The following is a 24,308-nucleotide window of genomic DNA, read 5'->3' as shown; positions in this document are numbered from 1 at the left end:
CCCCCGCGCTCAGCCCACGTCGTCGAGGCCGAGCGCGCGGATCCGGCCGCCTTCCTCGTCCCAGCCCGAGCGTTCCTTGACGTTCAGGAACAGGTGGATGCGGCGTTCCAGCAGCGTCTCCAGCTCCTGCCGGGCGCGGCGGCCGATCTCCTTCACCTTGGCGCCGCCATCGCCGATCAGGATCGCCTTCTGGGTGGCCCGTCCGACATAGATCGTCACGTCGATCCGCGCGCTGCCGTCCTTGCGTTCCTGCCAGCTTTCCGTCTCCACCGTGGCGTGGTGGGGCACTTCCTCATGCGTCTGGCGCAGCACCTGCTCGCGCACGATCTCGGCCGCCAGCATGCGCTGCGGCAGGTCGGAAAGGTCGTCCTCGGGGAACAGGAAGGGGCCTTCCGGGACGCTCCTGGCCAGCACGTCGAGCACGCGGTCGAGCCCGCGGCCCTTGAGCGCGCTGACCATGAAGGTCTCGGCGGCCGGCAGGATCCCGTTCAGCTCCTGCGCGAGCGGCAACAGGCGGGGCGGGTCGATCAGGTCGGCCTTGTTCAGCAGCAGCATCACCGGCCGCCGGCCCTGCTTCAGGCGGTCGGCGATGGCGCGCACCTCGTCCGTCAGGCCCGCGCGGGCGTCGACGATGAACAGCGACAGGTCGGCATCCTGCGCGCCGCCCCAGGCCGCGGCCACCATCGCGCGGTCCAGCCGCCGGCGCGGCTTGAAGATGCCGGGCGTGTCCACCAGCACGACCTGGCTGCGGCCGTGCATCACCACCGCGCGGATGCGGAAGCGCGTGGTCTGCGGCTTGGGCGAGACGATGGTGACCTTGGTGCCCGCGAGCGCATTCACCAGCGTGGACTTGCCCGCATTGGGCGCACCCACCACCGCGACCAGGCCGCAGCGCGTCGGCCCCCCCGCCGCGCCAGGGGCGGGGGGCTCCGGGCCGCCCGGCGCGTCGCTCACGACGCCCCCAGCAGGCCGAGCAGCCGTTCCGCCGCTGCCTGTTCCGCCGCCCGCTTGCTCTCGCCCACGCCGTCCGCCTCCCGTCCCGCCGCCATCGCGCGCACCTCGAAGATGGGGGCGTGGGACGGGCCGGAGGAGGAGACCAGCACATATTCCGGCAGCCCCAGCCCGCGGCCGAGCGTCCATTCCTGCAGCCGCGTCTTCGCCGAGGAGGGCGGGCGCACCGCCGCGTCCAGCAGAGGCGCGAAGCGGCTGCGCACCAGCACCCGGGCGGGGTCGAGCCCGCCATCGAGGTAGAGCGCGCCGAGCAGCGCCTCCAGCGCATCGGCCAGCACGCTGCCCCGCATCACCACCCCGGCGCGCTTTTCCCCCGGCGGCACCCGCAATGCGGCGCCGAGTTCCATCGCCTCCGCCACCCGCGCCAGGCTCTCGGCCGAGACGAGCGCGCCCAGACGCTTGCCGAGCGCGCCTTCGCGTTCGTCCGGAAAGCGTTCCGACAGCCATTCGGCCACCAGCAGCGCCAGCACGCGGTCGCCGAGGAATTCCAGCCTTTCGTTGCTGTCCAGCATCTGCCGACGCGGATTGGCGGCGGAGCGGTGGGTCAGCGCCTCCTCCAGCAGTTCCGGGCGGGCGAAGCTGTGCGGCAGGGTCGCGGCGAAGGCGGCGATGGCGGCATCCCCGGCCTCCGCGGCCGCCTGCATCTCGTCCGCGCGGCGGGCGTTGCGGCGGCTGCGGCGCTGCCCGCGCGCGTCCCCCTGCGGGGCGGCGGGGCGCGGCACGGGGTTCAACGGACCGCGCTGAACAGGCGGGTCCAGCGGATCGCCATCGGCCATCCCCAGATCTCCCACCAGCGGGCGGAGCCGTCGACCGAGAAGAAGATGAATTCCGCCCGGCCCACCAGGTTCTCCACCGGGATGAAGCCGACATGGCTCTGCGCCCGGCTGTCGAGGCTGTTGTCGCGGTTGTCGCCCATGGCGAAGACGTGACCCGCCGGCACGAGGAATTCCGGCGTGTTGTCGAAGGGCTGGTCGTCCGAGATCTCGAGGATGTTGTGGGCGTGCGGCTCGATCCCCGGCTGCGGGGGGAGGAACTCTCGGAACTGGCGCACGACCATCCGCGGCCCGTCGCCATCGACCGTGTAGGGGCCGAGCAACTCGCGCCGGACCGGCTGGCCGTTCAGGTGCAGCACGCCGGCGCGGACCTGCAGGCGGTCGCCCGGCAGGCCGATGATGCGCTTGATGTAGTCGGTCGCGTTGTCCCGCGGCAGCTTGAAGACGGCGACGTCGCCGCGCTGCGGCAGGCTGCCGAAGATGCGCCCGTTGAACAGGTTCGGGCTGAACGGCATCGAGTGCCGCGAATAGCCGTAGGAGAATTTCGAGACGAACAGGTAGTCGCCCACCAGCAGCGTCGGGATCATGCTGCCGGAGGGGATGTTGAAGGGCTCGAACGCGATCGTGCGGATGCCGATGGCGATGAGCCCGGCATAGACGATCGTCTTGATGGATTCGAGCCAGCCGCCCGTCTTCTGTTTCGCCATGAGGGGGGTTTTCGCGGGCATCCTATCGGCCGGCCCGCTCACCGGGTCCGTCGCTGCGGGGCCGGATAGAGCGCGCCGCGGCCCGCCCTGTCAAGGAATGCCGCCCAGCCGGAGCGGCACCGCCGTCAGGATGACCATCGCCTGGGCATAGGGATACTCGTCGGTCATCGTCAGCGCGACATGCGCGCCATGCCCGCGGGGCGTGATCGCGGTGAGTCGCGCGGCCGCGCCACCCGTCATCCGCAGGGTCGGCTGGCCGGAGGAGAGGTTGACCACGCCGAGATCGCGCCAGAACACCCCCTCGCGGAAGCCGGTGCCGAGCGCCTTGGACGCCGCCTCCTTCGCCGCGAAACGCTTGGCGTAGGTGGCGGCCCGGATGCGTTCGGTGCGGCGTTCGGCCTTCGCGCGCTCGGCTGGGGTGAAGATGCGGTCGAGGAAGCGGTCGCCGTGCCGGGCGATGACCGACTCGATCCGCCGGATGTCGATCAGGTCGCTGCCGAGCCCGATGATCACGCGATTCCCCTTCGCCCCGGCGGGCCGCCCGCGACCCTCATCCCTTCGACCGCTCGGCCTGCGCCACGCCCTGCACGGCGCGCAGCGCGGCGAGGATGTTCGACAGGTGGCGCAGGTCCTTCACCTCCACATCGACCAGGATCTCCTGGAAGTCGGGGCCGCGATGGACGATGCGCAGGCTGTCGATCGCGCCGTCCTGGCTGGCGATCGCGTCCGTCACCGCCGACACGGCGCCGCGTTCCGAGGAGGTGACGATGTCGAGCCGGCCGATATGCGCCCCGCCCGCGCCGCCCTCGTAGTCCCAGTCCACGTCGAGGAAACGCTCCGGGCTGTCGGAGAAGCCCGACAGGTTGGCGCAGTCGGTCTTGTGGACCGTCACGCCCTTGCCGGTGGTGACGATGCCCACGATGCGGTCCCCCGGCAGCGGGTGGCAGCAGCCCGCGAAGTTCACCTGCATCCCGGCGACGAGGCCGGAGATGCCCATCGCCACGTCGCGCCGCCCGCCGCCCTTGCCCTGCACGGGCGGCACCACGCGCGGGCGCGACCGCGCGAGCGGCAGCGGGTCGGCGGCGCGCGGCGGCCCGCGAAGTTCGGGATACACCGCATGCACCACGTCCCGCGCCGAAAGCGCCCCGCCCGCCACGGCGATGCAGAGTTCCTCGAAGCCGGGCTGCTTCAGCGCCTTCAGCGCCGGCTCCACCGCCTTTTCCGAAAACTCGACGCCTTCCTGGCGGAAGGCCTTGGCGATGGCGGCGCGGCCCTCGGCCTGCTGCTGCTTGCGCTGTTCGGCGTGGATGACGCGGCGGATGCGCGCGCGCGCCTTGCCGGTGACGACGAAGCGTTCCCATTGCGGGTTCGGCGTGCCGGCGCGCGCGGTGATGATCTCCACCTGGTCGCCGTTCTCGAGCGGCGTGCGCAGCGGCTTGATCTGGCCGTTGATCTTCGCACCGACGCACTGGTCGCCCACCTGGCTGTGGACCTGGTAGGCGAAATCCACCGGCGTCGCGCCCCGCGGCAGGGCGATCAGGTCGCCCTTCGGAGTGAAGCAGAACACCTCGTCGCGGTGGAGCTCGAGCTTCGTGGCGTCCAGGAATTCCTGCGGCTCGGCAGCCTGTTCCAGGATCTCCAGCAGTTCCTTCACCCAGCCGAACTTCTGCCGGTCCTTCGCCGCCTCTCCGCCCTGCTTGTAGATCCAATGCGCGGCCACGCCGTATTCCGCGACCTCGTGCATCTCCCGCGTGCGGATCTGCACCTCGATCTTGGCGTTGCGCTTCTCCGGCACGGTGACGCCGGTGTGGATGGACTGGTAGCCGTTGGGCTTCGGGGTCGAGATGTAGTCCTTGAACCGCCCCGGGACCACGCGATAGGCGGAATGGATGGTGCCGAGCGCGGCGTAGCAGGCGGCCTTGTCCGGGACGATCACGCGGAAGGCCATGATGTCCGAGAGCTGCTCGAACTCCACCTTCTTCCCGTGCATCTTGAGCCAGATCGAATAGGGCGACTTCTCCCGCCCCGTCAGCTCCAGCACCTCCACCCCGGCCTCGTGCATCACGCGCGCGATGTCGTCCTTGATCTCCTCGATCAGGTCGGCGCCCTGGCCGTACAGGAACGCCCTGCGCGCGGCGATGGTCTGGAAGGCGTCGGGATCCAGCTCGCGGAAGGACAGGGTCTCGAGCTCGGTCTTCAGCGCGTCCATGCCGATGCGCTCGGCAAGGGGGGCGAAGATGTCCATCGTCTCCCGCGCGGTCTTCCGGCGGCGGGCTTCCTGCGGGACGAAGTGCAGGGTCCGCATGTTGTGCAGCCGGTCCGCGAGCTTGACGAGCAGGACACGGATGTCCTCGGACATGGCGAGGACGAGCTTGCGGAAGTTCTCCGCCTGCTTCGTGCGCTCCGACTGGAGCTCGAGGCGCGTCAGCTTCGTGACGCCGTCCACCAGGCGCGCCACTTCCTTGCCGAAGCGGCGCTCGATGTCGGCAAGGCCGACCTTCGTGTCCTCCGCCACGTCGTGCAGCAGCGCGGTGACGATGGAGGCGCTGTCCAGACGGTATTCCGCCAGGATGCGCGCCACCGCGACGGGGTGGGTGATGTAGGGGTCGCCGTTGTCGCGCAGCTGCCCGGCATGGGCGGCCGCGGCGGCGGCATAGGCCCGTTCGATCGCCGCGCCGTCGGCGCGCGGGTCATAGGCACCGACGAGCGCCGCGAGGTCCTGGCCTGTCGCGTCGCCCACGCCGGTGGCGAGGCCATCGGGCGCGTGGAGCGGGGCGGGATCGAGGGGCGCGCTCAACCCCGGCCCGCCCGTGCCGGGAAGGCCGCGCAGGGCGTCGCGGGCCGCGGCCCGCGTCGCCTTCGGGCGATCAGCGCTTGCCGCCGCCGAGTTCGGCGGCGATCGCGGCCTCGATGTCGTCGGCCGAAAGGTCCTCGAGCCCGGCGCCGTCGCCGATCGGCTCCTCGTTCACGTCCATCACGCCGAAGATGTTCTCGTCCGTCGCGATGAGGTCGAGAACCTCCTCCTCGGCCGGCTCCGGCTCCGGGGCGCGCTGGAGGGACTTGATGAGGTCGGCCTCGAGCGCGGGCAGCTCCACAGTGTCGTCCGCGATCTCGCGCAGCGCCACGACGGGGTTCTTGTCGTTGTCGCGCTCGACCGTCAGCTCCTCGCCGCGGCTGATGTTGCGGGCGCGCTGCGCCGCGTAGAGCACCAGCTCGAAGCGGTTGGGCACCTTGAGGATGCAGTCCTCGACCGTGACGCGTGCCATGCCGGCTCCAATCCCGTGACCCCGGGTGTCGAGGGGGCTGCCCCGGCGCGCAGCCGCGCGGGCGGACCCCTCCCCACCTTTGGTGAACCTCCGATCTAGCCATCCCGGCCGGGAGATGCAAGCGCCGCAGCTCCTATCCCGCCACCCGGATCCCCGCCAGGTCGACCTCCGCAAGCAGCGCGGCCGCGCTGCGCCCCAACCCGGGATGCACCCAGCCCGGCGCCACGTCGCAGAGCGGCGCGAGCACGAAGGCGCGGGCGTGCATGCGGGGATGCGGCAGGACCGGATCGGGTGTGTCGCGCCGGACCGCCCCGATTCCGACAAGATCGAGGTCCAGCGTCCGCGGCGCATCACGATAGGGACGAACGCGACCGAAGATGGTCTCGATGGCCTGGAGATCTCGCAACAGCCGTGCCGGATCGGGGGCTCCGCAACCCCTGCGCGCCTCCAGCAGCGCCACCCCGTTCACATAGTCCGGAACCCCGGACACGGCCGGGACGGGTGCCGTTGAGTACCAGCGGGACAGCGCGCGCAAACGCACTCCCGGTATCCCGTCGAGCCGCGCCGCCGCGGCCCGGCAGGTCTCCAGCGCAGGGCGCCCGTCCGGGCCGGGCAGGTTGGCGCCGAGCGCGACCAGGATCACGAGATCGCGCCCATCGCCTCGGCATCGTGACGTTCCGGCCCCGGGCCTCTATGTTCCCCGCCATTGAAGTGAAAGATCACGCCGTGCATTTCGACCCCCAGGACCGCCTCGGCATCTTCATCGACGGCGCACATCTCTACGCCGCGTCGCGCAACCTCGGCTTCGACGTGGACTACCGCAACCTGCTCAACGTCTTCCGCCGGCAGGCGCGGCTGATCCGCGCCTCCTACTACACGGCGCTGCTGGAGAACGACGAGTACTCGCCGCTCCGCCCGTTGGTCGACTGGCTGGGCTACAACGGCTACTGCGTGGTGACCAAGCCCGCGCGGGAATTCACCGATGCCGCCGGCCGCCGCCGCGTCCGCGGCCATATCGAGGTGGAGATGGCGGTGGATGTGCTGACCCTCGCCCCGCGGCTCGACCATGCCGTGATCTTCGCCGGGGACGGCGACCTGCGACGCCTGGTCGAGGCGGCGCAGCAGCAGGGCATCCGCGTCACCGTGCTGTCCACCATCCGCACCCAGCCCGGGATGATCGGGGACGAGCTGCGCCGGCAGGCCGACCAGTTCATCGACCTCGCCGACCTCGCGCCCGAGATCACCCGCCGCCAGGTGGAGCCCCGCCCCCGCCCCGCGCCGATCCGCGCGCCGGACCGCCCGCGCGCCACCCCGGCCGAACCCTTCCGCGACACGGTGGACGTGCCGGAGTGACGGCGGCCGCACCGGCGGAGGAGCCCGGGCGCGACTGCCCGCTCTGCCCGCGGCTGGTCGAGTACCGCCTGGCGAACCGGGCGACATGGCCGGGCTGGCACAATGCCCCGGTGCCCTGCTGGGGGCCGCGCGACTCGCGCATCATGGTGCTGGGCATGGCGCCGGGGGTGAAAGGCGCGAACCGCACCGGCCGCCCCTTCACCGGCGACCATGCCGGCAAGCTTCTTTATGCGACGCTGCTGAAATACGGTCTCGCGCGCGGGGAATACCGCGAGGACCCGATGGACGGGATGGAGCTGACCGGGGTGCGGATCGTCAACGCCGTCCGCTGCGTCCCGCCCCAGAACCTGCCCACCCCCGCCGAGGTCGCGACCTGCAACCGCTTCTTCGTGGCGGAACGAGACGCCATGCCGGTGCTGCGGGCGGTCCTCGCGCTCGGCCTCGTCGCCCACAACGCGCTGCTGCGCAGCCTTCGCATCCCGGCGGCGCGGCACAAATTCGCCCATGGCGCGCTGCACGACCTGCCTGGCGGCCTGCTGCTGGCCGACAGCTACCATGTCAGCCGCTACAACACCCAGACCGGCCGCCTCACGACGGAGATGTTCGAAGGGGTGGTGGAGGAGCTGCTGCGCCGGACCGCCTGATGCGATCGGTCGCTCACGCCAGGGGCCGGCCGTCCAGCGCCGCTTCGACCGCGCGCGTCATCGGCGTGCTGTCCGGCTCCGTCGCGGTGGGAAAGGCGCGCACCGAACGGCCGTCGCGGGCCACCAGGTATTTGTGGAAGTTCCAGCGCGGCGGCCCGCCCGCCCGCGCGGCAAGCCACGCGAAGAACGGATGCGCCCCCTGCCCGGACACCCGCGTCAGCCCCGCCATGGGGAAGGTGATGCCGTACATCGTGTCGCAAAAGTCGCGGATGCGCGCGGCCTCCGTGCTCTCCTGCCGGAAGTCGTTGGACGGCACGCCGATCACCGCGAAGCCGCGCGGGGCGAAGCGGTCATGCAGGCGTTGCAGCGCGGCGTATTGCGGGGTGAAGCCGCAGAAGCTCGCGGTGTTCACCACCAGCAGCGCGCGGCCGCGATGCTCGGCCAGCGGCAGGCTCCCGCCCTCCAGCGCGTCGAGGGTGAAGTCGAAGGCGGTGCGGGCCGGGCCCGAGGCCATGGCCGGCGCGGCCGCTGCCGCAAGCGACGCCGCGAGCACCGCGCGCCGGGCGATGTCAGCCATAGCGTTCCTCCATCCAGGGATCGCCGCGGTTGTGGTAGCCCCGCACCTCCCAGAAGCCGGGCCGGTCCTCGCGCAGCAGCTCGATGCGGGTGACCCATTTCGGACTTTTCCAGAAATAGAGATGCGGCACCACCAGCCGCACCGGCCCGCCATGCTGGCGCTCGAGCGGCCGGCCCTCCCAGGAATGGGCGAACAGGTTCTCCTCCCGCGCGAAGTCCTCCATCGCGAGGTTGGTGGTGTAGCCGTCATAGCTGGTGAGGGAGACGAACCGCGCCTCGTCCTTCGGACGGGCCATCGCCAGCAGGTCCCGCACTGGCACGCCCTGCCATCGGTTGTCGTAGCGGCTCCATTGCGTCACGCAGTGGATGTCGTTCACGCGGTCCGCCTGCGGCAGGGCGCGGAATTCGTCGAGGGTGAGGCGGAGCGGCGCCATCACCAGCCCCTCGACCCGCAGGCGCCAGTTGGCCGGGTTCACGTCCGGCTGCACGCCGAGATCCAGCACCGGCCAGTCCTGCACCAGGCGCTGCCCGGGCGGCAGGCGGTCCCGGTCGGGGGTGCTGGTGGCGCCGGTCAGAAGCCGCCCGTCGCGCGCCCAGGCCTGCTTCGTCTCCACCAGCTTCTGCCGGACCTGGCCGGTCAGCGGCACGTCCTCGTCCTCGGCCATGGGATCTCCCTCAGGCGCGATAGGTGCGGAGCCGGGGGCGGGATGCAAGGGCCGCGGCCGGCCGGCGGAGCATTCGGGCGCCTCGCGCGTTGGGGCGCGCGACCGGGCCGGCATCCCGCCGCCCGCAGCGGAGCCGCGTCCCATGCCGAAGGTCCTCATCGTCCTGACCAGCCACGCCGCGCTCGGCACCACCGGCCGGCGCACCGGCTACCACTGGGAGGAGCTGGCCGTCCCCTACTGGGCCTTCCGGGATGCCGGGATGGAGGTGCTGCTGTCCACCCTCAACGGCGGCTCGCCCGTCGCGGACCCGACCAGCCTGGCGGAGGACCAGGCGGACAACCCGCCCGCGGTGCGCCGCTTCATGGCGGATGCGGCGGCGATGATCGCCATGCGCAACACCAGCCCGGTCGGCGCGCATCGCAGCGCGGCGCTGGCCGGCATCTTCCTGCCCGGCGGGCATGGCACGATGTGGGACCTGCCGCGCAGCGGGCAACTCGCCAACCTCGTCGGCGCGATGTTCGATGCCGGCAAGGCGGTGGGCGCCGTCTGCCACGGCCCGGCGGGGCTGGTCGCGGCGCGGCGCGCCGATGGCCGCCCGGTGGTGGAGGGCCGGCGCGTCAACGGCTTCACGGATGCCGAGGAGGAGGCGGTCGGCCTGACGGACGTGATGCCCTTCCTGCTCGAGACGCGGCTGCGCGAACTCGGCGGCCGGTTCGAGGGCAGCGCCCCCTTCACGCCCCATGCCGTGCGCGACGGCAACCTGGTGACCGGCCAGAACCCCATGTCCTCCGCGCGGGTGGCGGAGCTGATGCTGGAGGCGATGGGCGTGGCGGCGGTGCCGAAGGCCGCGTGACGGGCGCAGAGCGGGCCGGGGGAAGGCCGCGCGCCTATCCCCGGTTCCGCATCAGCCGCGCCTTGTCGCGCGCCCAGTCGCGGTCCGCGATGGCGGCGCGCTTGTCGTGCTTCTTCTTGCCCTCGGCGATGCCGAGCAGGACCTTGGCGCGGCCACGTTCGTTGAAGTGGATCTGCAGCGGCACCAGCGTGATGCCCTCGCGCGTGATGCTGCCGGTCAGCTCCCGCACCTGCTTCCGGTGCAGCAGCAGCTTGCGCGGGCGCCGCGGCTCGAACCGGGCGACGAAGCTGCCGGCCTGCCATTCGGGGATGTAGCAGTTGAACAGCCACATCTCCCCGTCGCGCTCGCCGGCCCAGGCCTCGGCCAGCGTGGCGCGGCCGGCGCGGAGCGACTTCACCTCGGGCCCGACCAGCATCAGCCCGGCCTCGACCGTGTCGCCGATCTTGTAGTCGAAGCGCGCCTTGCGGTTCTGCGAGGCGATGCCGTGGCTGATCAGGCCCTTCTTGCGGGGTTCCGCCATGCGCTAGTTCAGCAGCCCCGCGCCCTGCATCGCGGCGCGGACGCGCGCGCCCGTCGCCTCCCCGATGGGCGCGAGCGGCAGGCGGCAGGCATCGGTGCCGCGGCCGAGCAGGCTGGCCGCGAACTTCACCGGCCCGGGCGAGGTCTCGCTGAACAGCGCGTCATGCACCGGCGTCAGCCGGTCCTGGATCGCGATCGCCTCCTTCAGCCGTCCGGCCGCCCAGGCGTCGTGCATGGCGCGGCAGAGGCGGGGCGCGATGTTGGCGGTGACGCTGATGCAGCCATGCCCGCCGGCCGCGAGGTAGGGGAGCACGGTGTGGTCCTCCCCCGAGAGCTGGATGAAGTCCGCCCCGCAGGCGAGGCGCGTGTGAACCGGGCGCTCCAGCTTCGCCGTCGCGTCCTTCACGCCGACGATGTTCGGGTGCTTCGCAAGCCGCGCCATGGTCTCGACCGTCATGTCGATCACGCTGCGGCCGGGGATGTTGTAGATGAAGACTGGCAGGTCCACCGCATCCGCGATCGCCATGTAGTGGCGGTACAGGCCTTCCTGCGTCGGCTTGTTGTAGTAGGGCGTGACCACCAGCGCGGCATCCGCCCCCGCCTGCTTCGCATGGCGCGTCAGGTCGATCGCCTCCGCCGTGGAATTGCTGCCGGTGCCGGCCATCACCGGCACGCGGCCACGCGCCGCGGCGATGCAGTGCTCCACCACCAGGTGGTGCTCCTCGTGGCTCAGCGTCGGGCTTTCGCCGGTGGTGCCGACCGGGATGAGGCCCTGCGTGCCCTCGGCGACCTGCCACTCGACGAAGTCGGTGAAGGCCTTGAGGTCCAGCGAGCCGTCGGCCTGCATCGGCGTGATCAGCGCCACCAGCGATCCGCTGAACATGTCGGGGTATCCGTGACGTGGGGATGGGGGACGCAACCTAATGATCCGCCCCGGCGCGGACAAGGTCGCGGCCCGCGGGCCGTCCCTGTCGCGGCCCGCGGCCGGATCGGCTAATGCTCGGGCCCATGCGCCGCGCCCTGCTCGCCCTGCCCCTCCTGCTCCTCCCCCTCGCCGCCGGTGCCCAGCCATGGGCGAGCGAGGGCGCGCGGCTCGCCGGGCGGCAGGCGCTGGCGGCGGCTCAGCAGAACCGCTTCCTGGAAGCGGACAGCGTCGCCCTCGCGGCCGATCCGCTGGCGCGCAAGCTCGTCACCTGGCTGCGGGTGCAGGCGCGCAGCTCCGGCGCGACCGGCGCCGAGATCGCCGCCTGGATCGAGGCCAACCCGGACTGGCCCCTGCCCGAGACAATCGCCCGCCGCGCGGAGGAGGCGCTGGCCGCCGAGCCCGACGACGCGACGGTGCTGCGCCATTTCAACCGCGTCGCGCCCCGCACGCCGGACGCCGCGCAGCGCCATGCCGATGCCCTGTCCCGCGCCGGGCGCGGGGCGGAAGCCGCGGCGGTGCTGCGCGAGGCCTGGCGGAGCGGCCCCGCTGCCGACCCGATGGCCGAGGCCGCCTTCGCCGACCGCAACGCCGCGCTGCTCGGCCCCGACGACCACTGGCGCCGCTTCGACCGGCTGCTGTGGGAGAACGGGGCCGCCGCGGCCGCGCGCCTGCTGCCCAGGCTCGACCCCACCCGCCGCGCGGTGGCCGAGGCGCGGCTTTCCTTCCGCGCGGACCGCGCGACCGCGGTGCCCGATGCCCGCGACATCGGCCTGGTGCACGACCGCGCCCGCGCATTGCGCCGCCGCGATGCGGATGCCGAGGCCGCGGCGGTCTGGAGCGCGGGGGAGACGTTGCAGCGCGACCTGCCGCCCGAGGCCGCGCGCGCCGTCTGGACCGAGCGGCAGGTGCTGGCGCGCAAGCTGCTGCGGCTCGGCGATGCCGCCACCGCCTACCGGATCGCTGCGAACCACGGGCAGGCCGAGCCCGGCGAGCCGCGGCAGGAGGGGGAGTTCCTGGCCGGCTTCATCGCGCTGCGCCGCCTGGGCGACGCCGCCCTGGCGGAACGCCACTTCGCCCGCGTCGCGGAGGGCAGCCGCAGCGTCATCACCCGCGCCCGCGCCGCCTACTGGGAAGGGCTGGCGCTGGCCGCGCGCGGGCAGGACGGCGCGGCGAGGGCCCGGTTCGCCACTGCCGCCGCCTTCCCCACCGCCTTCTACGGGCAGCTCGCCAGCCTGGCGCTGGGCGAGACGCCGGCGCAGCTGGCCGCGAGGATCAACGCCGCCGCCCTGCCGGAGCCCCCGGCCGAGGTGGTGAACCGCTTCGGCGCGCGGGAACTGGCGCGCGCCGTCGTCACGCTCGCCGATCTCGGCCAGTCCGACCGGGCGCGGGTCTTCCTGCTGCGGATGGAGGACCTCTCGCCCGATGCCGCCGACCGTTGGCTGATCGCGCGGCTCGCGGTCTTCATCGGGCGGCGCGACCATGCGGTCTGGGTCGCGCGGCGGTCGGGGGCGGATGGCGTGGTGCTGCTGGAGGATGGCTGGCCCACCCCCTTCCCCACCCCGGCCGATGGCGCGGAGCCCGCGCTGGTGAACGCCATCACCCGGCAGGAGAGCAACTTCGAGCTTGCGGCCATCTCCCCGGCCAATGCGCGCGGGCCGATGCAGCTTCTGCCGACGACCGCGCAGGCCGTCGCGCGGCGGCTCGGCATCCCGCACAGCACCGCGATGCTGACGGCGGATGCCGCGCACAACCTCCGCCTCGGCAGCGCCTACATCAACGACATGCTGACGCGCTACGGCGGCGCCATGCCGCTCGCGGCCGGCGCCTACAATGCGGGGCCGGGGCGGGTGGACGAATGGCTCGGCACCTATGGCGACCCGCGCGTGCCGGGGGGGATTCACATCCTGGACTGGATCGAGACGATCCCCTTCGGCGAGACGCGGAACTACGTGCAGCGGGTGGTGGAGAATGTCGTCGTCTACCGCGCGCGGGACCCCGCGACGGCCGGCCTGCCGCACCCGCTGGCCGCGCTGATGGAGGGCCGGCGGTGAGCGTGGTGCGCCACCTCAGCGCACGGGACGGGCTGCGGCTCGCGGCGCTCGACCGTCCGGGGCCGGAGGGGCGGACGCCGATCCTGTGCCTGCCGGGCCTGACGCGGACGGCGCAGGATTTCGCGGCGCTCGCGGCGCGACATGCGGGCGTGCGGCGCGTGCTGGCGCTGGACCATGCCGGGCACGGCGGCAGCGCGCGGCCGGAGGAGGTCTCGCGCTACGGCATCCCGCACTCGCTGCGCGACGTCACGGATGCGATGGCGGCGCTGCACTGCCCGCGCGCCGTGATCGTCGGCACCAGCTATGGCGGCATCCTGGCGATGGTGCTGGCGGTGCTGCGGCCGACCGCCATCGCGGGGGTGGTGCTGAACGATGTGGGGCCGGTGCTGGAGGATGTCGGGCTCGGCCATGTCGAGGCCTTCGTCGGGCGCGATCCCGCGCTGCCGGGGTTGGAAGCCGCGGCCGCGCATCTGCGCGCGGTGCTGCCGCCGCTGACGCTGGACGAGGCCGGGTGGCTGCATTTCGCCGCGCTGACCTATGCCGCCGGGCCCGACGGCCTGTTCCACCCGCGCTGGGACATCCGCATTGCGGAGGTGCTGCGCGGCGGCGGCGGCCGCATGCCCGAACTCTGGCCCGCCTTCGGCGCGCTGGCGCATGTGCCGGTGATGCTGGTGCGGGGCGAGTTGTCCGACCTGCTCTCCCCCGCCACCGCGCAGCGGATGCGGCGGGAGAGGCCGGATATGGAATTCATCAACGTCCCCGCCACCGGCCATTGCCCGACGCTGGAGGAAGCGGTGGTGGTGCCCGCGCTGGACCGCTTCCTCGACGCCATCCGATGACGCCGGCGATGCTGGTCGCGACGCTCGGCGGCGCGGGGCTGATGAAGCCGGCTCCCGGGACCTGGGGCAGCGCGGTGGTGCTGCCGCTGGCGCTGGCCGGGCCGGTAGGCTGCCTGGCGCTGGCCGCGCTGTTCACCGCCGCCGGCGCCTGGGCCGCGCGGGAGGTGCTGCGCGACCGGGCCGAGGACCCCGGCTGGTTCGTGGCGGACGAGGCGGCGGGAATGCTGCTCGCGCTCGCCGCGCTGCCGGCGGCGACGCTGCCGGGCGTGCTCGCCGCCTTCGCGCTGTTCCGCCTGTTCGACATCGTGAAGCCCTGGCCGGTTTCCTGGGCCGATGCACGCGGCGGGGCGCTGGGGGTGATGCTGGACGACCTGCTGGCCGGGGCGATGGCGGCGGCGGTGCTGCTCGGCGCCGCGTGGCTCTGGCCGGGGGCGCTTGGCTAGGGCAGGCTGGGCGGTCCCGGAGGACCGCCGCCGCCCCATGCTCCCGCCGTCCACGCTCGATGCCGCCGCCGCCCTGCTGGGCGACCTCCAGGCCCGCGGCCTCACCCTCGCCACCGCGGAATCCTGCACGGGCGGGCTGATCGCCGCCGCGCTGACCGCCATCCCCGGATCCTCCGCGACGGTGCTGGCGGGCTACGTCACCTATTCCAACGACGCCAAGGCACGGATGCTCGGCGTGCCGGCGGCGATGCTGGAAGCGCATGGCGCGGTCAGCGAACCGGTGGCACGCGCCATGGCCGAAGGCGCGCGCGGCGATGCGGGTGCCGACCTCGCCGTCTCCTGCACCGGCATCGCGGGGCCGGGGGGCGGCAGCGTAAGAAAGCCGGTCGGGCTGGTCTTCATCGGCTGCGCGCGGCGTGGCAGGGAGGGGCTGGTCGAACGCCATGTCTTCCCCGGCGACCGGGCGGAGGTGCGCGCAGCCACGGTGGCCGCCGCCTTCCGGCTGGTCCGCCGCACCCTTTCGGAGTAGCCCGCCCCCATGGACACCACGCAGAAGCTGCTGAACCTGATCGACGCCGACCACGACACCGCCGTGGGGCGGCTGGTGGACTGGCTCCGCATCCCCTCCGTCAGCGCCAACCCCGCCCATGCCGCCGATTGCGTCCGCGCCGCCGAATGGGTGCGCGACCAGCTGGTCGGCCTCGGCTTCGAGGCGTCGCTGCGGCAGACGCCGAAGCACCCGGTCGTCGTTGCGCATCATCCCGGGCCGGGCAACGGCGCGCCGCACCTCCTCTACTACGGCCACTACGACGTGCAGCCCGCGGACCCGCTGGAGCTCTGGACCTCCCCGCCCTTCGAGCCGGTGCTGGTGGACGGCCCGCATGGCAAGCGGCTGGTCGCGCGCGGCGCGGTGGACGACAAGGGCCAGACCCTGATGTGGATCGAGGCGCTGCGCGCCTGGCGGCAGGTGGCCGGCGGCCCGCCCTGCGCCATCACCGCGGTGATCGAGGGCGAGGAGGAGATCGGCTCCCCCAACCTCGCGGCCTTCCTGGCCGACAACAAGGCGGAACTCGCCGCGGATGTCGCGGTCATCAGCGACACCGGCATGTGGGACGTGGAGACGCCGGCGCTTTCCACACGCCTGCGCGGCATGTGCTACGTCCAGCTCGACCTGCAGGCGGCGAACCGCGACCTGCATTCGGGCATGTATGGCGGCAGCGCGCTGAACCCGCTGAACCTCATCACGCGGATCCTGGGCGAGCTGCACGACGCCCAGGGCCGCATCCAGCTGCCCGGCTTCTACGAGGGCGTGGCCGAGACCTCGGCCGAGCAGCGCGCGGCGTGGCAGAAGCTCGGCTTCAGCGAGCACGACTTCCTGGGCGGCATCGGGCTGTCCGTGCCGGTGGGCGAGCGCGACCGCGGCCCGCTGGAGCGGCTCTGGGCACGGCCGACCGCCGACATCAACGGCATCTGGGGCGGCTACCAGGGCCCCGGCAGCAAGACCGTGATCCCGGCCGAGGCGCATGCGAAGGTGTCCTTCCGCCTCGTCCCCGGCCAGGACCACGCAGCGGTGTTCGAGGCCTTCAAGGCCTTCGTCCGCGCCCGCCTGCCGGCCGATGCGAAGGCGACCTTCCAGGTCTTCAGCTCCTCCCCCGGCATCGAGGTGCCGGGGGAGAGCCGCTTCATCCGCGCCGCCCAGGCCGCGCTGGCCGAGGAATACGGCCGGCCCGCCGCGATGATCGGCTGCGGCGGGTCCATCCCCGTCGTGTCGGACCTGAAGTCCATCCTCGGCCTCGACACCGTGCTGATGGGCTTCGGGCTGGAGGATGACCAGGTTCACAGCCCGAACGAGAAGTTCGACATGCGCTGCTTCCACGGCGGCACCCGCAGCCATGCGCGGCTGCTGGCGAAGCTGGCGGGGGGCTAACGCCTCCCCGTCAGCCGGTCGAACACCATGCGGTCCTTGTTGTCCTGCATCAGCATGGTGAAGCCGGGGATGGTGTCGAGGCCGAGGCCGCGGGGCAGCCCGGTCTCGGCATCGGGCTCCACCGCGCCATAGGCGGCGCCCGACACCTTCTCCCACTTCCCCGCGGGCTTCTTCACCTCGACATTCACCACCGTCGCCTTGAAGACCATCCGGACGATGGCCTCCTTCGGGTTGCGGGGCTTCACCAGGCTGGGGTGGCCGCCCATCATCTGCCAGCCATTGGCCAGCGCCCAGGCCTGCAGCTCGTCGCGGTCCACGCTCAGCCGGCCGTCTTGGGCGTGGGCTTCTTCCCGCTCGGCACCTGCGTGAAGGGCGAGGGCGGCGGCGCCTCCGGCTTCTTCGCGGCCTTGGGCTTCTTCGCCTCTCGCCCGCTGCGCTTCTGTCCCTTGGCCATGGCCGTCTCCTTGCTGTCCGTATCGGGGCGGCACCATGCGCCCGGCGCCGCCCGCATGCACGCCGGAATCGGCGCGCCTGGACCGGCGTTGCCCTGACTGTCGTCAGGCCAATGCCGGTCCAGCCCCCTTTGGCCCGGCGATTCACGCCCTTCGTATGCCCGCCTGCGGCGTGCACACTGGGGACGATCGCGGGCTAGCGCTCCGCCGTGCGGATCGCAGCCCCGCCGCCGGGCAGCGCCACCGCCGGGCCGCGTTCGCTCAGCGCGCCATCGGGCGCGACGGCGAAGGCCTGCATGTTGTGCTCGACCATGTTGGTCACGAACAGCGTCCGCCCGTCAGGGCTGAAGGCCGCGCCCTGCGACCAGCTGCCGATCCGCCCTTCCCCCGCCGGGGCCAGGCGCATCCCCTCCACCCGGAAGGTCCGCACCAGGCCGGGGCCGCGGAACGGCCAGGATTCGGCGCGGTTGCTGCCGTTCACCAGCACGACGGCGAGCATCGTCCCGGCCGGGCTGACCATCAGCCCTTCCGGCGACTGGCCGACGGTCGCGGTGTGGACCACGCGCCAGCGTTCCGGCGGGCCCGACAGGTCGATCAGGCTCACCGTGTCCTCGTCGCCGAAGTTGCGGCCGAGATTGGCGACCGCCGCCCACCGCCCGTCCGGCGCCACCACCACCGAATAGGGCCGCGTGCCGGCCGAGAAGCTGCGGTCCAGCCGCCGCACCGCCTCCCCCTCGATCGCCAGCACGCCGAGATGGTGGTCGCCGTCGCGCGTCAGCAGCGCGTGGCGCCCGTCCGGCGTGAACTGCACATGCGACACGCCGGAATTCGCCGCCGCCACCTCCACCTTCCCCACCGCCTCCAGCCGGGCCTCGCGGATGCGGAAGACGGAGACGCTCCCCTCCTCCCGGTTCGCCACCAGCGCCAGCGTGCCGGCGCGGTTGACGGAAAGGCCGGCCGGGCCGCGCCCGGTCTCCAGCGTCTGCACAACGGCGGGGGGCGTCGCGCGCAGGTCGATGACGGACAGCCGGTTGTCGGGCACGGTGCGCGTGCCGTCCTGCGGGTCGATCCGCTGGTTGGCGGTGACCAGCACCAGCCTCTCATCCGGCGTCAGCGCGACGGACAGCGGCGGGCCGACCACCGAGGCGGGGGCCGCGACCTCCGCCACCGGCCGCGGCGGGAAGACCGAGATGTCGAAGACGCTGACGCTGTCGGGCGGCGGATCGGCGGCGATCACCACCTGGCCGCCGATCAGCCTTGCCTTCGCGTCATTCGCCGTGACCAGCAGTTGCGCCGGCGCGGGGCCGGCCAGCGCCAGCAGCGCCGCCCCCGCCAGCAGGGTCGTCCTCACCATCGCCCGTTCCTCCCGAAGCGTCCGTTGCCCGGACGCGCGAAGTCTCGGCCGTCAAGGGCGCGCGATGCAAGCGGCGCGGGGGTTGCACGCCGCGCGCCCGCGGCCCATCCCAGTCGGTGACTGGATCGGGGAGCCGAATGATCGGGGTCGATTGGGGCACCAGCAGCCTCCGCGCCTATCGCCTGGCGGCCGACGGCACGGTCCTGGAACGGCTGGACCGGCCGGGCGGCATCCTGACCGTGCCGCCGGGCGGCTTCCCCGACGCGCTGCGCGACGCGATCGGCCCCTGGCTGGCCGATGGGGAGGGCCGGGTCCTGCTCTGCGGCATGGTGGGCAGCCGGCAGGGCTGGGTGGAGGCGCCCTACCTGCAATGCCCCGCCGGGCCCGAGGAGATCGCCGCCGCCACCATCCCCATCCCCTGCGACGACGCGGAGGTCCGGCTGGTCCCGGGCCTGACCACCACCGACCGCGACGGAGTGCCCGACGTGATGCGGGGCGAGGAGACGAAGCTCGTCGCGCTGGCGATGCGGCTGGGCAAGGCGCCGGCGCTGATCTGCATGCCCGGCACCCACAGCAAGTGGGCGCGGCTGGAGGAAGGGCGTGTCGCCCGCTTCACCACCCACATGACGGGCGAGGTCTTCGCCGCCCTGTCGCAGCACACGATCCTGGCGCGCACCAGCACCGACGGGCCCGACCGGCCGGAGGCCTTCGCCCGCGGCGTGGCCCGCGCCCGGCAGGGCGGCGGCCTGCTGCACCACCTGTTCGGCGTCCGCGCGCTGCACCTGATGGGCGCGCTGGAACAGGCGGAGACGCGCAGCTTCCTCTCCGGCCTGCTGATCGGCCACGAGGTGATCGCGGCCGCCACCGAGACGCGGGTGAAGCAGGTGGAACTGCTGGGCGCGGCGGGGCTTGCCGCGCTCTACGCGCAGGCGCTGGAGAGTTGCGGCGTCACCGTCCGCAGCCACGACCCGGACCTCGTGGCCGGCGGGCTGCACCACATCGCACGGAGCCTCCGATGGGTCTGAAGGACTGGCTGGCGCGCCGCCCCCTGGTTGCCATCCTGCGCGGCATCCGGCCGGATGAGGCCGTAGCGGTGGGCGAGGCGCTGGTCGAGGCCGGCATACCGGTGATCGAGGTGCCGCTGAACTCGCCCGAGCCGGTCGAGAGCATCCGCCGCCTGGCCGCGCGCTTCGGGGATGCCGCGCTGATCGGCGCGGGCACCGTGCTCGACCCCGCCGATTGCGCGCGGATCGCGGCGGCGGGCGGCAGGCTCGTCGTCACGCCCCATGCCGACCCGGAAGTGGTGCGCGCGGCGAAGGCGGCGGGGCAGATCGCGGTGCCCGGCTTCTTCACGGCGGCCGAGGCCTTCGCGCTTCTGAAGGCCGGCGCGGACGGGCTGAAGCTGTTCCCGGCCGAAGGCGCCTCCCCCGCCGTGGTGAAGGCGCTGCTGGCGGTGCTGCCTAAGGGCACGCCGATCCTGCCGGTCGGCGGAATCGAGGCGGGCAACATGGCGCCCTGGCGCGCCGCCGGCGCGGCGGGCTTCGGCATCGGCGGCGCAATCTACCGCCCCGGGGACACGCCGGCGGTGGTGGCGGCGAAGGCGGCCGGGCTGGTCGCGGGCCTGTCCGGCGCTTGAAGAACCCGGCGCGTCCATCTATTCCGGGAACAACGCGCGAAAGCGCATGTCCAGGGAGGCCGGACACGTCCATGACCGAACGCCTGATCGCGCGCCGCGCGCTGCTGCTCGCCGGGGCCGCGGGCCTGGCTGCCCCCGCCCTCGTCCGCCCGGCCGCGGCGCAGGAACTGACGCTGCGGCTGCACCACTTCCTGCCCGCGGTGTCGAATGTCCACCGCCACTTCCTCACCCCCTGGGCGCAGAAGATCCAGGCGGAAAGCCAGGGGCGGCTGCGCATCCAGATCTTCCCGGCCATGCAGCTCGGCGGGGCGCCGCCGCAGCTGTTCGACCAGGCGCGCGACGGCGTGGTGGACATCATCTGGACGCTGCCCGGCAACACCCCCGGCCGCTTCCCGAGAATCGAGGTGTTCGAACTTCCCTTCGTCGCCGATGTCCGTGCGGCGCCGAACGCCAAGGCCTGCTGGGACTTCTACACGACCCACCTCCGCGACGAATTCCGCGAGGTCCACCCCATCACCGTCTGGGCGCATGACGGCGGCGTGATCCATGCGAACCGCGAGGTCCGCCGCATGGAGGACCTGCGCGGGCTGAAGCTGCGCTTCCCGACCCGCCAGGCGGGCGAGGCGCTGCGCGCCCTCGGTGCCGCGCCGATCGGCCTGCCCGTGCCGCAGGTGCCCGAAGCGGTCAGCCAGCGCGTGATCGACGGCGCGGTGGTCCCGTGGGAGGTCGTGCCCTCCATCCGGCTGGCGGAGCTGGTGCGCCACCACACGGAGATCCCGGGCAGCCCGACCTTCTACTCCACCACCTTCATCCTGGCGATGAACCGCGCCCGCTACGACGCGATGCCGGCCGAGCTGCGTGCGGTGCTGGACGCCAATTCCGGGATGGTGGCGGCCGAGATGGCGGCCAAGGTCTGGGACGAGCAGGGCCCGATCGTGCGCGAGCAGGTGGCCCGGCGCCGCGAGAACCAGATCATCCAGCTCGACCCGGCCGAGAAGGAACGCTGGATCGCCGCCTGCCGCCCGGTGATCGACAGCTGGGTGGCCTCCTCGCGGGAGCGCAACTTCGATGGCGCCGCGCTGCTGGCCGATGCGCGCCGGCTGATTGCCAGGCATGGCGGCGCGCAGGGCTGACGCGCCTGTTCGCTGACCGGACGGCCCCGCCGCCGCCCGCCGGGCCGCGGGCGGGCGCCGCGCCGCGCCGCGCCGCCCTGGAGAGCCGACCGTGACCGAGCCGCAGCCGCCCGGTCCCCCGGCGGGCGCCATACCGGGCATCGCCCGCGCGCTTGCCTTCATGGGCGGCGCGTCGCTGCTGGTCGGCGCCCTGGTCACCACCGTCTCCGTCCTGCTGCGCTGGACGACGGACCAGCCGATCCGCGGCGACTTCGAGATCGTCTCGATCGCCTCGGGCCTCGGCGTCATCGGCTTCATCGCTTACGGCACGCTGATGCGGACGAACATCCTGGTGGACAGCTTCACCACCTGGCTGCCGGCGCGGATGAATGGCTGGATCGACGCCTTCTGGATGCTGGTCTGGGCCGCGCTCGGCCTCTGGATCGCGGAACGGCTGCTGCTCGGCTCGCTCGACACCTGGCGGAGCGGGACGCGCACCATCGGGCTGCTGGCGATTCCCTACTGGTGGGCGGTCGGGATCGGCGGGCTGTGCTTCGCCGCCACCGCGCTTGCCGCGCTGTGGTGGGTGCCGCGGCTGCTGCGGGGGGGGCGGTAGGGATGGCGCCGGAATTCGCGCTGGCCGCCACCGGCTTCGCGGTGCTGCTCGGCCTCATCGTGCTGCGGGCGCCGGTGGGGGTGGCGATGCTGCTGGTGGGGATGGGCGGCTATGTCCACATCCTCGACTGGACCGCTCTTGGCAACTACCTCAAGACCACGCCATACCACCTGTTCTCGAACTACACGCTGTCGGTCATTCCGCTGTTCATCCTGATGGGCGCGCTGGCGGAACGCGGCGGGCTGGCGCGGGACCTGTTCTCGGCCGCGAATGCGCTGATCGGGCGCAAGCCCGGCGGCATGGCGATGGGCGTGATCGGCGCCTGCGCCTGCTTCGGCGCGGTCTGCGGGAGTTCGGTGGCCACCACCGCCACCTTCGGCCGCGCGGCGCTGCCGGAACTGCGGCGGTACGGCTACGATCCCGGGTTTTCCACGGGCACCATCGCGGTGGGCGGCACGCTCGGCATCCTCATCCCGCCCAGCGTCATCCTGGTGGTCTACGCCATCAGCACCGAGCAGAACATCGCCAAGCTGTTCATGGCGGCGCTGGTCCCCGGGCTGATCGCCACCGCGCTCTACATACTCGCCATCGCCATCGTGGTGCGGCTGCGGCCGGGCTACGGGCCGCCGGGCGCCGTGCCGTCGGCTGCGGAGAAGCGGGACGCCTTCCTCAACGTCATCCCCGTGCTGCTGATCGCGGTGGTGGTGGTGGGCGGCATCTATGGCGGCGTCTTCACGCCGACGGAAAGCGCGGCGGTCGGCTGCATCGCGACGCTGGCCGTGGGCGTGCTGCGCGGCACGCTGAAGGCGCGCCACATCCGCGAAAGCCTGTTCGCCACGGCCGAGACCACGGCGATGATCTTCGTCATCCTGCTGGGCGCCGAGATCTTCAACGCCTTCCTGGCGCTGTCCCAGGCGCCGGACCTGCTGGCGGTCTGGATCACCGAACAGGACTTCCCGCCCCATGGCGTGCTGGTGATCCTGCTGGTGGCCTACATCATCCTCGGCGCGGTGATGGACGAACTGGCGATGATCCTGCTGACCCTGCCCGTCTTCTTCCCCGTGGTCACCGCGCTCGACTTCGGGCTGACGGCGGAGGAGACGGCGATCTGGTTCGGCATCCTGGTCCTCGTGGTGGTGGGCATCGGGCTGACCGCGCCGCCCATCGGGCTGAACGTCTTCGTCGTCTCCGGCCTGGCGCGGGACGTGCCGATCGCGCGCATCTACCGCGGCGTGCTGCCCTTCCTGGCGATGGACGTGGTCCGGCTCGGCCTCTGCGTCGCCTTCCCCTCCCTCTCGCTCTGGCTGGTGCGGCTGCTCAGTTGACGGCCGGCCGCGCGGGAGGCACCACCGCGCGATCCCCGAGGGAGGACACCATGCCCGACGCCTTCATCTGCGACGCCGCCCGCACCGCCATCGGCCGCTATGCCGGCGGGCTGAAGGACGTCCGTGCCGACGACCTCGGCGCGGTGCCCATCAAGGCGCTGATGGAGCGCAACCCCGGCCTCGACTGGGCCGCGGTCGAGGACGTGATCTACGGCTGCGCCAACCAGGCCGGGGAGGACAACCGCAACGTCGCGCGCATGGCCTCCCTGCTGGCGGGCCTGCCGGACAGCATCGCGGGCGCCACCATCAACCGGCTCTGCGGGTCCGGCATGGACGCGGTGGGCATCGCGGCGCGGGCCATCAAGGCGGGCGAGGCCGACCTGATGCTGGCCGGCGGGGTCGAGAGCATGACGCGCGCGCCCTTCGTGATGGGCAAGTCCGCCGAGGCCTTCGGCCGCACCGCCGAGATCTACGACACCACCATCGGCTGGCGCTTCGTGAACCCGAAGATGAAGGCCGCCCACGGCATCGATTCGATGCCGGAGACGGCGGAGAACGTGGCGCAGGACTTCCAGGTCTCCCGCGCCGACCAGGACGCCTTCGCCTTCCGCAGCCAGCAGCGCGCCGGCCGTGCCATCGCCGCCGGGCGCTTCCGGGAGGAGATCGTCCCGGTCGTCATCCCGAAGCGGAAGGGCGACCCGACGGTGGTGGACACCGACGAGCATCCCCGCCCCGACACAACGCTCGAGGCGCTGGCGAAGCTCGGCACGCCCTTCCGCAAGGAAGGCGGCACAGTCACCGCGGGCAACGCCTCGGGTGTCAATGACGGCGCCTGCGCCATGCTGGTGGCGAGCGAGGCGGCCGCGCGCAGGCATGGCCTGACCCCGCGCGCCCGCGTGGTGGCCGCGGCGACGGCCGGAGTCGCGCCGCGCATCATGGGCTTCGGCCCCGCCCCCGCCACCCGCAAGGTGCTGGAGAAGGCGGGGCTCAAGCTGTCCGACATCGCGGTGATCGAGCTGAACGAGGCCTTCGCCGCGCAGGCCCTGGCCGTGACGCGCGACCTCGGCCTGCCCGACGACGCGGAGCATGTGAACCCGAATGGCGGCGCCATCGCGCTCGGCCACCCGCTCGGCATGTCGGGCGCGCGGCTGGTGCAGACGGCGGTGGCGGAGCTGCACCACCGCGGCGCCCGCTACGCGCTGGTGACGATGTGCATCGGCGTCGGCCAGGGCATCGCGATGGTCCTGGAACGCGTCTGACG

General features: G+C 72.8%; 28 protein-coding genes. 14 read left to right on the top strand and 14 right to left on the bottom strand.

Translation table 11 applies throughout. The features are described 5' to 3' along the window. Positions 1-9: 9 nt before the first annotated feature. From era to folK, 7 genes are all read right to left on the bottom strand, one after another. The gene (gene era / locus ACK8OX_RS02615) at positions 10-954 is read right to left on the bottom strand and encodes a GTPase Era (protein ID WP_430662363.1); all 945 of its coding nucleotides are present in this window, start codon (positions 952-954) and stop codon (positions 10-12) included. Next, complete coding sequence (gene rnc, locus ACK8OX_RS02610) at positions 951-1,655, bottom strand: ribonuclease III (protein WP_430662511.1); 705 nt, start codon at positions 1,653-1,655, stop codon at positions 951-953. Before rnc ends, era begins: the two co-directional genes overlap by 4 nt. An 83-nt stretch (positions 1,656-1,738) precedes the next feature. Further along, positions 1,739-2,491: a signal peptidase I gene (lepB, locus tag ACK8OX_RS02605; RefSeq protein WP_430662362.1), complete on the bottom strand. Its 753-nt coding sequence runs from the start codon at positions 2,489-2,491 to the stop codon at positions 1,739-1,741. 90 nt (positions 2,492-2,581) lie between these two features. Further along, positions 2,582-3,004 (bottom strand): holo-ACP synthase, encoded by a 423-nt coding sequence (acpS, locus tag ACK8OX_RS02600; protein ID WP_430662361.1) that lies wholly within the window; start codon positions 3,002-3,004, stop codon positions 2,582-2,584. A gap of 37 nt (positions 3,005-3,041) precedes the next feature. Continuing rightward, positions 3,042-5,288 (bottom strand): RelA/SpoT family protein, encoded by a 2,247-nt coding sequence (locus ACK8OX_RS02595; RefSeq protein WP_430662360.1) that lies wholly within the window; start codon positions 5,286-5,288, stop codon positions 3,042-3,044. Positions 5,289-5,358: 70 nt separating this feature from the next. Further along, complete coding sequence (gene rpoZ, locus ACK8OX_RS02590; RefSeq protein WP_430662359.1) at positions 5,359-5,757, bottom strand: DNA-directed RNA polymerase subunit omega; 399 nt, start codon at positions 5,755-5,757, stop codon at positions 5,359-5,361. Between the two features lie 133 nt (positions 5,758-5,890). Then, on the bottom strand, positions 5,891-6,400 hold the full coding sequence (gene folK, locus ACK8OX_RS02585; RefSeq protein WP_430662358.1) for a 2-amino-4-hydroxy-6-hydroxymethyldihydropteridine diphosphokinase: 510 nt from the start codon (positions 6,398-6,400) through the stop codon (positions 5,891-5,893). 83 nt (positions 6,401-6,483) lie between these two features. Here folK and ACK8OX_RS02580 point away from each other — a divergent pair, with 83 nt between their 5' ends. Together ACK8OX_RS02580 and ACK8OX_RS02575 are read left to right on the top strand one after the other, a co-directional pair. Next, positions 6,484-7,110 carry an NYN domain-containing protein gene (locus ACK8OX_RS02580; protein ID WP_430662357.1) on the top strand — a complete coding sequence of 209 codons (627 nt, stop codon included), beginning with the start codon at positions 6,484-6,486 and terminating at the stop codon, positions 7,108-7,110. Then, complete coding sequence (locus ACK8OX_RS02575; RefSeq protein ID WP_430662356.1) at positions 7,107-7,754, top strand: uracil-DNA glycosylase; 648 nt, start codon at positions 7,107-7,109, stop codon at positions 7,752-7,754. The genes ACK8OX_RS02580 and ACK8OX_RS02575 overlap by 4 nt, the downstream gene beginning before the upstream one ends. A 13-nt stretch (positions 7,755-7,767) precedes the next feature. Here the strand turns inward: ACK8OX_RS02575 and ACK8OX_RS02570 are convergent, their stop codons facing one another. Beyond that, positions 7,768-8,331, bottom strand: a complete 564-nt coding sequence (locus tag ACK8OX_RS02570) for a glutathione peroxidase (protein ID WP_430662355.1) — start codon at positions 8,329-8,331, stop codon at positions 7,768-7,770. Continuing rightward, positions 8,324-8,995, bottom strand: coding sequence for a sulfite oxidase-like oxidoreductase (locus tag ACK8OX_RS02565; protein ID WP_430662354.1), 672 nt, complete (start codon positions 8,993-8,995; stop codon positions 8,324-8,326). Before ACK8OX_RS02565 ends, ACK8OX_RS02570 begins: the two co-directional genes overlap by 8 nt. Before the next feature lie 142 nt (positions 8,996-9,137). Here ACK8OX_RS02565 and ACK8OX_RS02560 point away from each other — a divergent pair, with 142 nt between their 5' ends. Next, complete coding sequence (locus ACK8OX_RS02560) at positions 9,138-9,848, top strand: type 1 glutamine amidotransferase domain-containing protein (protein ID WP_430662353.1); 711 nt, start codon at positions 9,138-9,140, stop codon at positions 9,846-9,848. A 34-nt stretch (positions 9,849-9,882) separates the two neighbouring features. Here the strand turns inward: ACK8OX_RS02560 and smpB are convergent, their stop codons facing one another. Both smpB and dapA read right to left on the bottom strand, forming a co-directional pair. Beyond that, positions 9,883-10,368, bottom strand: a complete 486-nt coding sequence (gene smpB / locus ACK8OX_RS02555) for an SsrA-binding protein SmpB (RefSeq protein WP_430662352.1) — start codon at positions 10,366-10,368, stop codon at positions 9,883-9,885. 3 nt (positions 10,369-10,371) lie between these two features. Further along, positions 10,372-11,250, bottom strand: coding sequence for a 4-hydroxy-tetrahydrodipicolinate synthase (gene dapA, locus ACK8OX_RS02550; RefSeq protein ID WP_430662351.1), 879 nt, complete (start codon positions 11,248-11,250; stop codon positions 10,372-10,374). Positions 11,251-11,375: 125 nt separating this feature from the next. On the opposite strand from dapA, the gene ACK8OX_RS02545 reads away from it, so the two are divergent. Genes ACK8OX_RS02545 through ACK8OX_RS02525 form a run of 5 tightly spaced genes read left to right on the top strand, consistent with a single transcriptional unit; the run spans position 11,376 to position 16,552 of the window. Then, positions 11,376-13,343 carry a transglycosylase SLT domain-containing protein gene (locus ACK8OX_RS02545; protein ID WP_430662350.1) on the top strand — a complete coding sequence of 656 codons (1,968 nt, stop codon included), beginning with the start codon at positions 11,376-11,378 and terminating at the stop codon, positions 13,341-13,343. After that, positions 13,340-14,182, top strand: a complete 843-nt coding sequence (locus ACK8OX_RS02540; protein ID WP_430662349.1) for an alpha/beta fold hydrolase — start codon at positions 13,340-13,342, stop codon at positions 14,180-14,182. Before ACK8OX_RS02545 ends, ACK8OX_RS02540 begins: the two co-directional genes overlap by 4 nt. Continuing rightward, positions 14,179-14,625: a phosphatidylglycerophosphatase A family protein gene (locus ACK8OX_RS02535; protein WP_430662348.1), complete on the top strand. Its 447-nt coding sequence runs from the start codon at positions 14,179-14,181 to the stop codon at positions 14,623-14,625. The genes ACK8OX_RS02540 and ACK8OX_RS02535 overlap by 4 nt, the downstream gene beginning before the upstream one ends. Positions 14,626-14,662: 37 nt before the next feature. Beyond that, entirely contained in the window at positions 14,663-15,154 is a 492-nt protein-coding gene (locus ACK8OX_RS02530) for a CinA family protein (protein WP_430662347.1), read from the top strand. A 9-nt stretch (positions 15,155-15,163) separates the two neighbouring features. Continuing rightward, positions 15,164-16,552, top strand: a complete 1,389-nt coding sequence (locus ACK8OX_RS02525) for a dipeptidase (protein ID WP_430662346.1) — start codon at positions 15,164-15,166, stop codon at positions 16,550-16,552. Here the strand turns inward: ACK8OX_RS02525 and ACK8OX_RS02520 are convergent. From ACK8OX_RS02520 to ACK8OX_RS02510, 3 genes are all read right to left on the bottom strand, one after another. Then, positions 16,549-16,869 carry a hypothetical protein gene (locus tag ACK8OX_RS02520; RefSeq protein ID WP_430662345.1) on the bottom strand — a complete coding sequence of 107 codons (321 nt, stop codon included), beginning with the start codon at positions 16,867-16,869 and terminating at the stop codon, positions 16,549-16,551. The two genes, ACK8OX_RS02525 and ACK8OX_RS02520, sit on opposite strands and share 4 nt — an antisense overlap. A gap of 2 nt (positions 16,870-16,871) precedes the next feature. Further along, positions 16,872-17,006, bottom strand: coding sequence for a hypothetical protein (locus ACK8OX_RS02515; protein ID WP_430662344.1), 135 nt, complete (start codon positions 17,004-17,006; stop codon positions 16,872-16,874). 194 nt (positions 17,007-17,200) lie between these two features. Then, entirely contained in the window at positions 17,201-18,358 is a 1,158-nt protein-coding gene (locus ACK8OX_RS02510; RefSeq protein WP_430662343.1) for a lactonase family protein, read from the bottom strand. Between the two features lie 137 nt (positions 18,359-18,495). On the opposite strand from ACK8OX_RS02510, the gene ACK8OX_RS02505 reads away from it, so the two are divergent. From ACK8OX_RS02505 to pcaF, 6 genes are all read left to right on the top strand, one after another. Beyond that, entirely contained in the window at positions 18,496-19,383 is an 888-nt protein-coding gene (locus ACK8OX_RS02505) for a 2-dehydro-3-deoxygalactonokinase (RefSeq protein ID WP_430662342.1), read from the top strand. Then, positions 19,374-19,994, top strand: coding sequence for a 2-dehydro-3-deoxy-6-phosphogalactonate aldolase (locus ACK8OX_RS02500; RefSeq protein WP_430662341.1), 621 nt, complete (start codon positions 19,374-19,376; stop codon positions 19,992-19,994). Before ACK8OX_RS02505 ends, ACK8OX_RS02500 begins: the two co-directional genes overlap by 10 nt. A gap of 71 nt (positions 19,995-20,065) precedes the next feature. Continuing rightward, positions 20,066-21,127, top strand: coding sequence for a TRAP transporter substrate-binding protein (locus ACK8OX_RS02495; RefSeq protein ID WP_430662340.1), 1,062 nt, complete (start codon positions 20,066-20,068; stop codon positions 21,125-21,127). Positions 21,128-21,218: 91 nt separating this feature from the next. Further along, on the top strand, positions 21,219-21,722 hold the full coding sequence (locus ACK8OX_RS02490) for a TRAP transporter small permease (protein ID WP_430662339.1): 504 nt from the start codon (positions 21,219-21,221) through the stop codon (positions 21,720-21,722). Between the two features lie 2 nt (positions 21,723-21,724). Beyond that, positions 21,725-23,047 (top strand): TRAP transporter large permease, encoded by a 1,323-nt coding sequence (locus tag ACK8OX_RS02485; RefSeq protein ID WP_430662338.1) that lies wholly within the window; start codon positions 21,725-21,727, stop codon positions 23,045-23,047. Between the two features lie 50 nt (positions 23,048-23,097). Beyond that, the gene (pcaF, locus tag ACK8OX_RS02480; protein WP_430662337.1) at positions 23,098-24,306 is read left to right on the top strand and encodes a 3-oxoadipyl-CoA thiolase; all 1,209 of its coding nucleotides are present in this window, start codon (positions 23,098-23,100) and stop codon (positions 24,304-24,306) included. The last annotated feature ends 2 nt before the right edge of the window (positions 24,307-24,308 follow it).

The organism is Falsiroseomonas sp. CW058, assembly GCF_050563535.1.
Lineage (GTDB): Bacteria > Pseudomonadota > Alphaproteobacteria > Acetobacterales > Acetobacteraceae > Falsiroseomonas.
Note: the sequence above shows the minus strand (reverse complement) of the source record. Positions and strands in the feature narration are given on the sequence as shown.

Excerpts from the sequence above, each read along its gene's own strand:
- ACK8OX_RS02510 (WP_430662343.1), bottom strand. The coding sequence starts at position 18,358 with ATGGTGAGGACGACCCTGCTGGCGGGGGCGGCGCTGCTGGCGCTGGCC.
- ACK8OX_RS02515 (WP_430662344.1), bottom strand. The coding sequence starts at position 17,006 with ATGGCCAAGGGACAGAAGCGCAGCGGGCGAGAGGCGAAGAAGCCCAAG.
- ACK8OX_RS02545 (WP_430662350.1), top strand. The coding sequence starts at position 11,376 with ATGCGCCGCGCCCTGCTCGCCCTGCCCCTCCTGCTCCTCCCCCTCGCC.
- ACK8OX_RS02535 (WP_430662348.1), top strand. The coding sequence starts at position 14,179 with ATGACGCCGGCGATGCTGGTCGCGACGCTCGGCGGCGCGGGGCTGATG.
- smpB (WP_430662352.1), bottom strand. The coding sequence starts at position 10,368 with ATGGCGGAACCCCGCAAGAAGGGCCTGATCAGCCACGGCATCGCCTCG.
- ACK8OX_RS02495 (WP_430662340.1), top strand. The coding sequence starts at position 20,066 with ATGACCGAACGCCTGATCGCGCGCCGCGCGCTGCTGCTCGCCGGGGCC.
- ACK8OX_RS02530 (WP_430662347.1), top strand. The coding sequence starts at position 14,663 with ATGCTCCCGCCGTCCACGCTCGATGCCGCCGCCGCCCTGCTGGGCGAC.
- ACK8OX_RS02505 (WP_430662342.1), top strand. The coding sequence starts at position 18,496 with ATGATCGGGGTCGATTGGGGCACCAGCAGCCTCCGCGCCTATCGCCTG.
- rnc (WP_430662511.1), bottom strand. The coding sequence starts at position 1,655 with ATGCAGGCGGCCGCGGAGGCCGGGGATGCCGCCATCGCCGCCTTCGCC.
- ACK8OX_RS02500 (WP_430662341.1), top strand. The coding sequence starts at position 19,374 with ATGGGTCTGAAGGACTGGCTGGCGCGCCGCCCCCTGGTTGCCATCCTG.
- ACK8OX_RS02485 (WP_430662338.1), top strand. The coding sequence starts at position 21,725 with ATGGCGCCGGAATTCGCGCTGGCCGCCACCGGCTTCGCGGTGCTGCTC.
- dapA (WP_430662351.1), bottom strand. The coding sequence starts at position 11,250 with ATGTTCAGCGGATCGCTGGTGGCGCTGATCACGCCGATGCAGGCCGAC.
- ACK8OX_RS02560 (WP_430662353.1), top strand. The coding sequence starts at position 9,138 with ATGCCGAAGGTCCTCATCGTCCTGACCAGCCACGCCGCGCTCGGCACC.
- ACK8OX_RS02525 (WP_430662346.1), top strand. The coding sequence starts at position 15,164 with ATGGACACCACGCAGAAGCTGCTGAACCTGATCGACGCCGACCACGAC.
- ACK8OX_RS02570 (WP_430662355.1), bottom strand. The coding sequence starts at position 8,331 with ATGGCTGACATCGCCCGGCGCGCGGTGCTCGCGGCGTCGCTTGCGGCA.
- ACK8OX_RS02565 (WP_430662354.1), bottom strand. The coding sequence starts at position 8,995 with ATGGCCGAGGACGAGGACGTGCCGCTGACCGGCCAGGTCCGGCAGAAG.
- rpoZ (WP_430662359.1), bottom strand. The coding sequence starts at position 5,757 with ATGGCACGCGTCACGGTCGAGGACTGCATCCTCAAGGTGCCCAACCGC.
- pcaF (WP_430662337.1), top strand. The coding sequence starts at position 23,098 with ATGCCCGACGCCTTCATCTGCGACGCCGCCCGCACCGCCATCGGCCGC.
- lepB (WP_430662362.1), bottom strand. The coding sequence starts at position 2,491 with ATGGCGAAACAGAAGACGGGCGGCTGGCTCGAATCCATCAAGACGATC.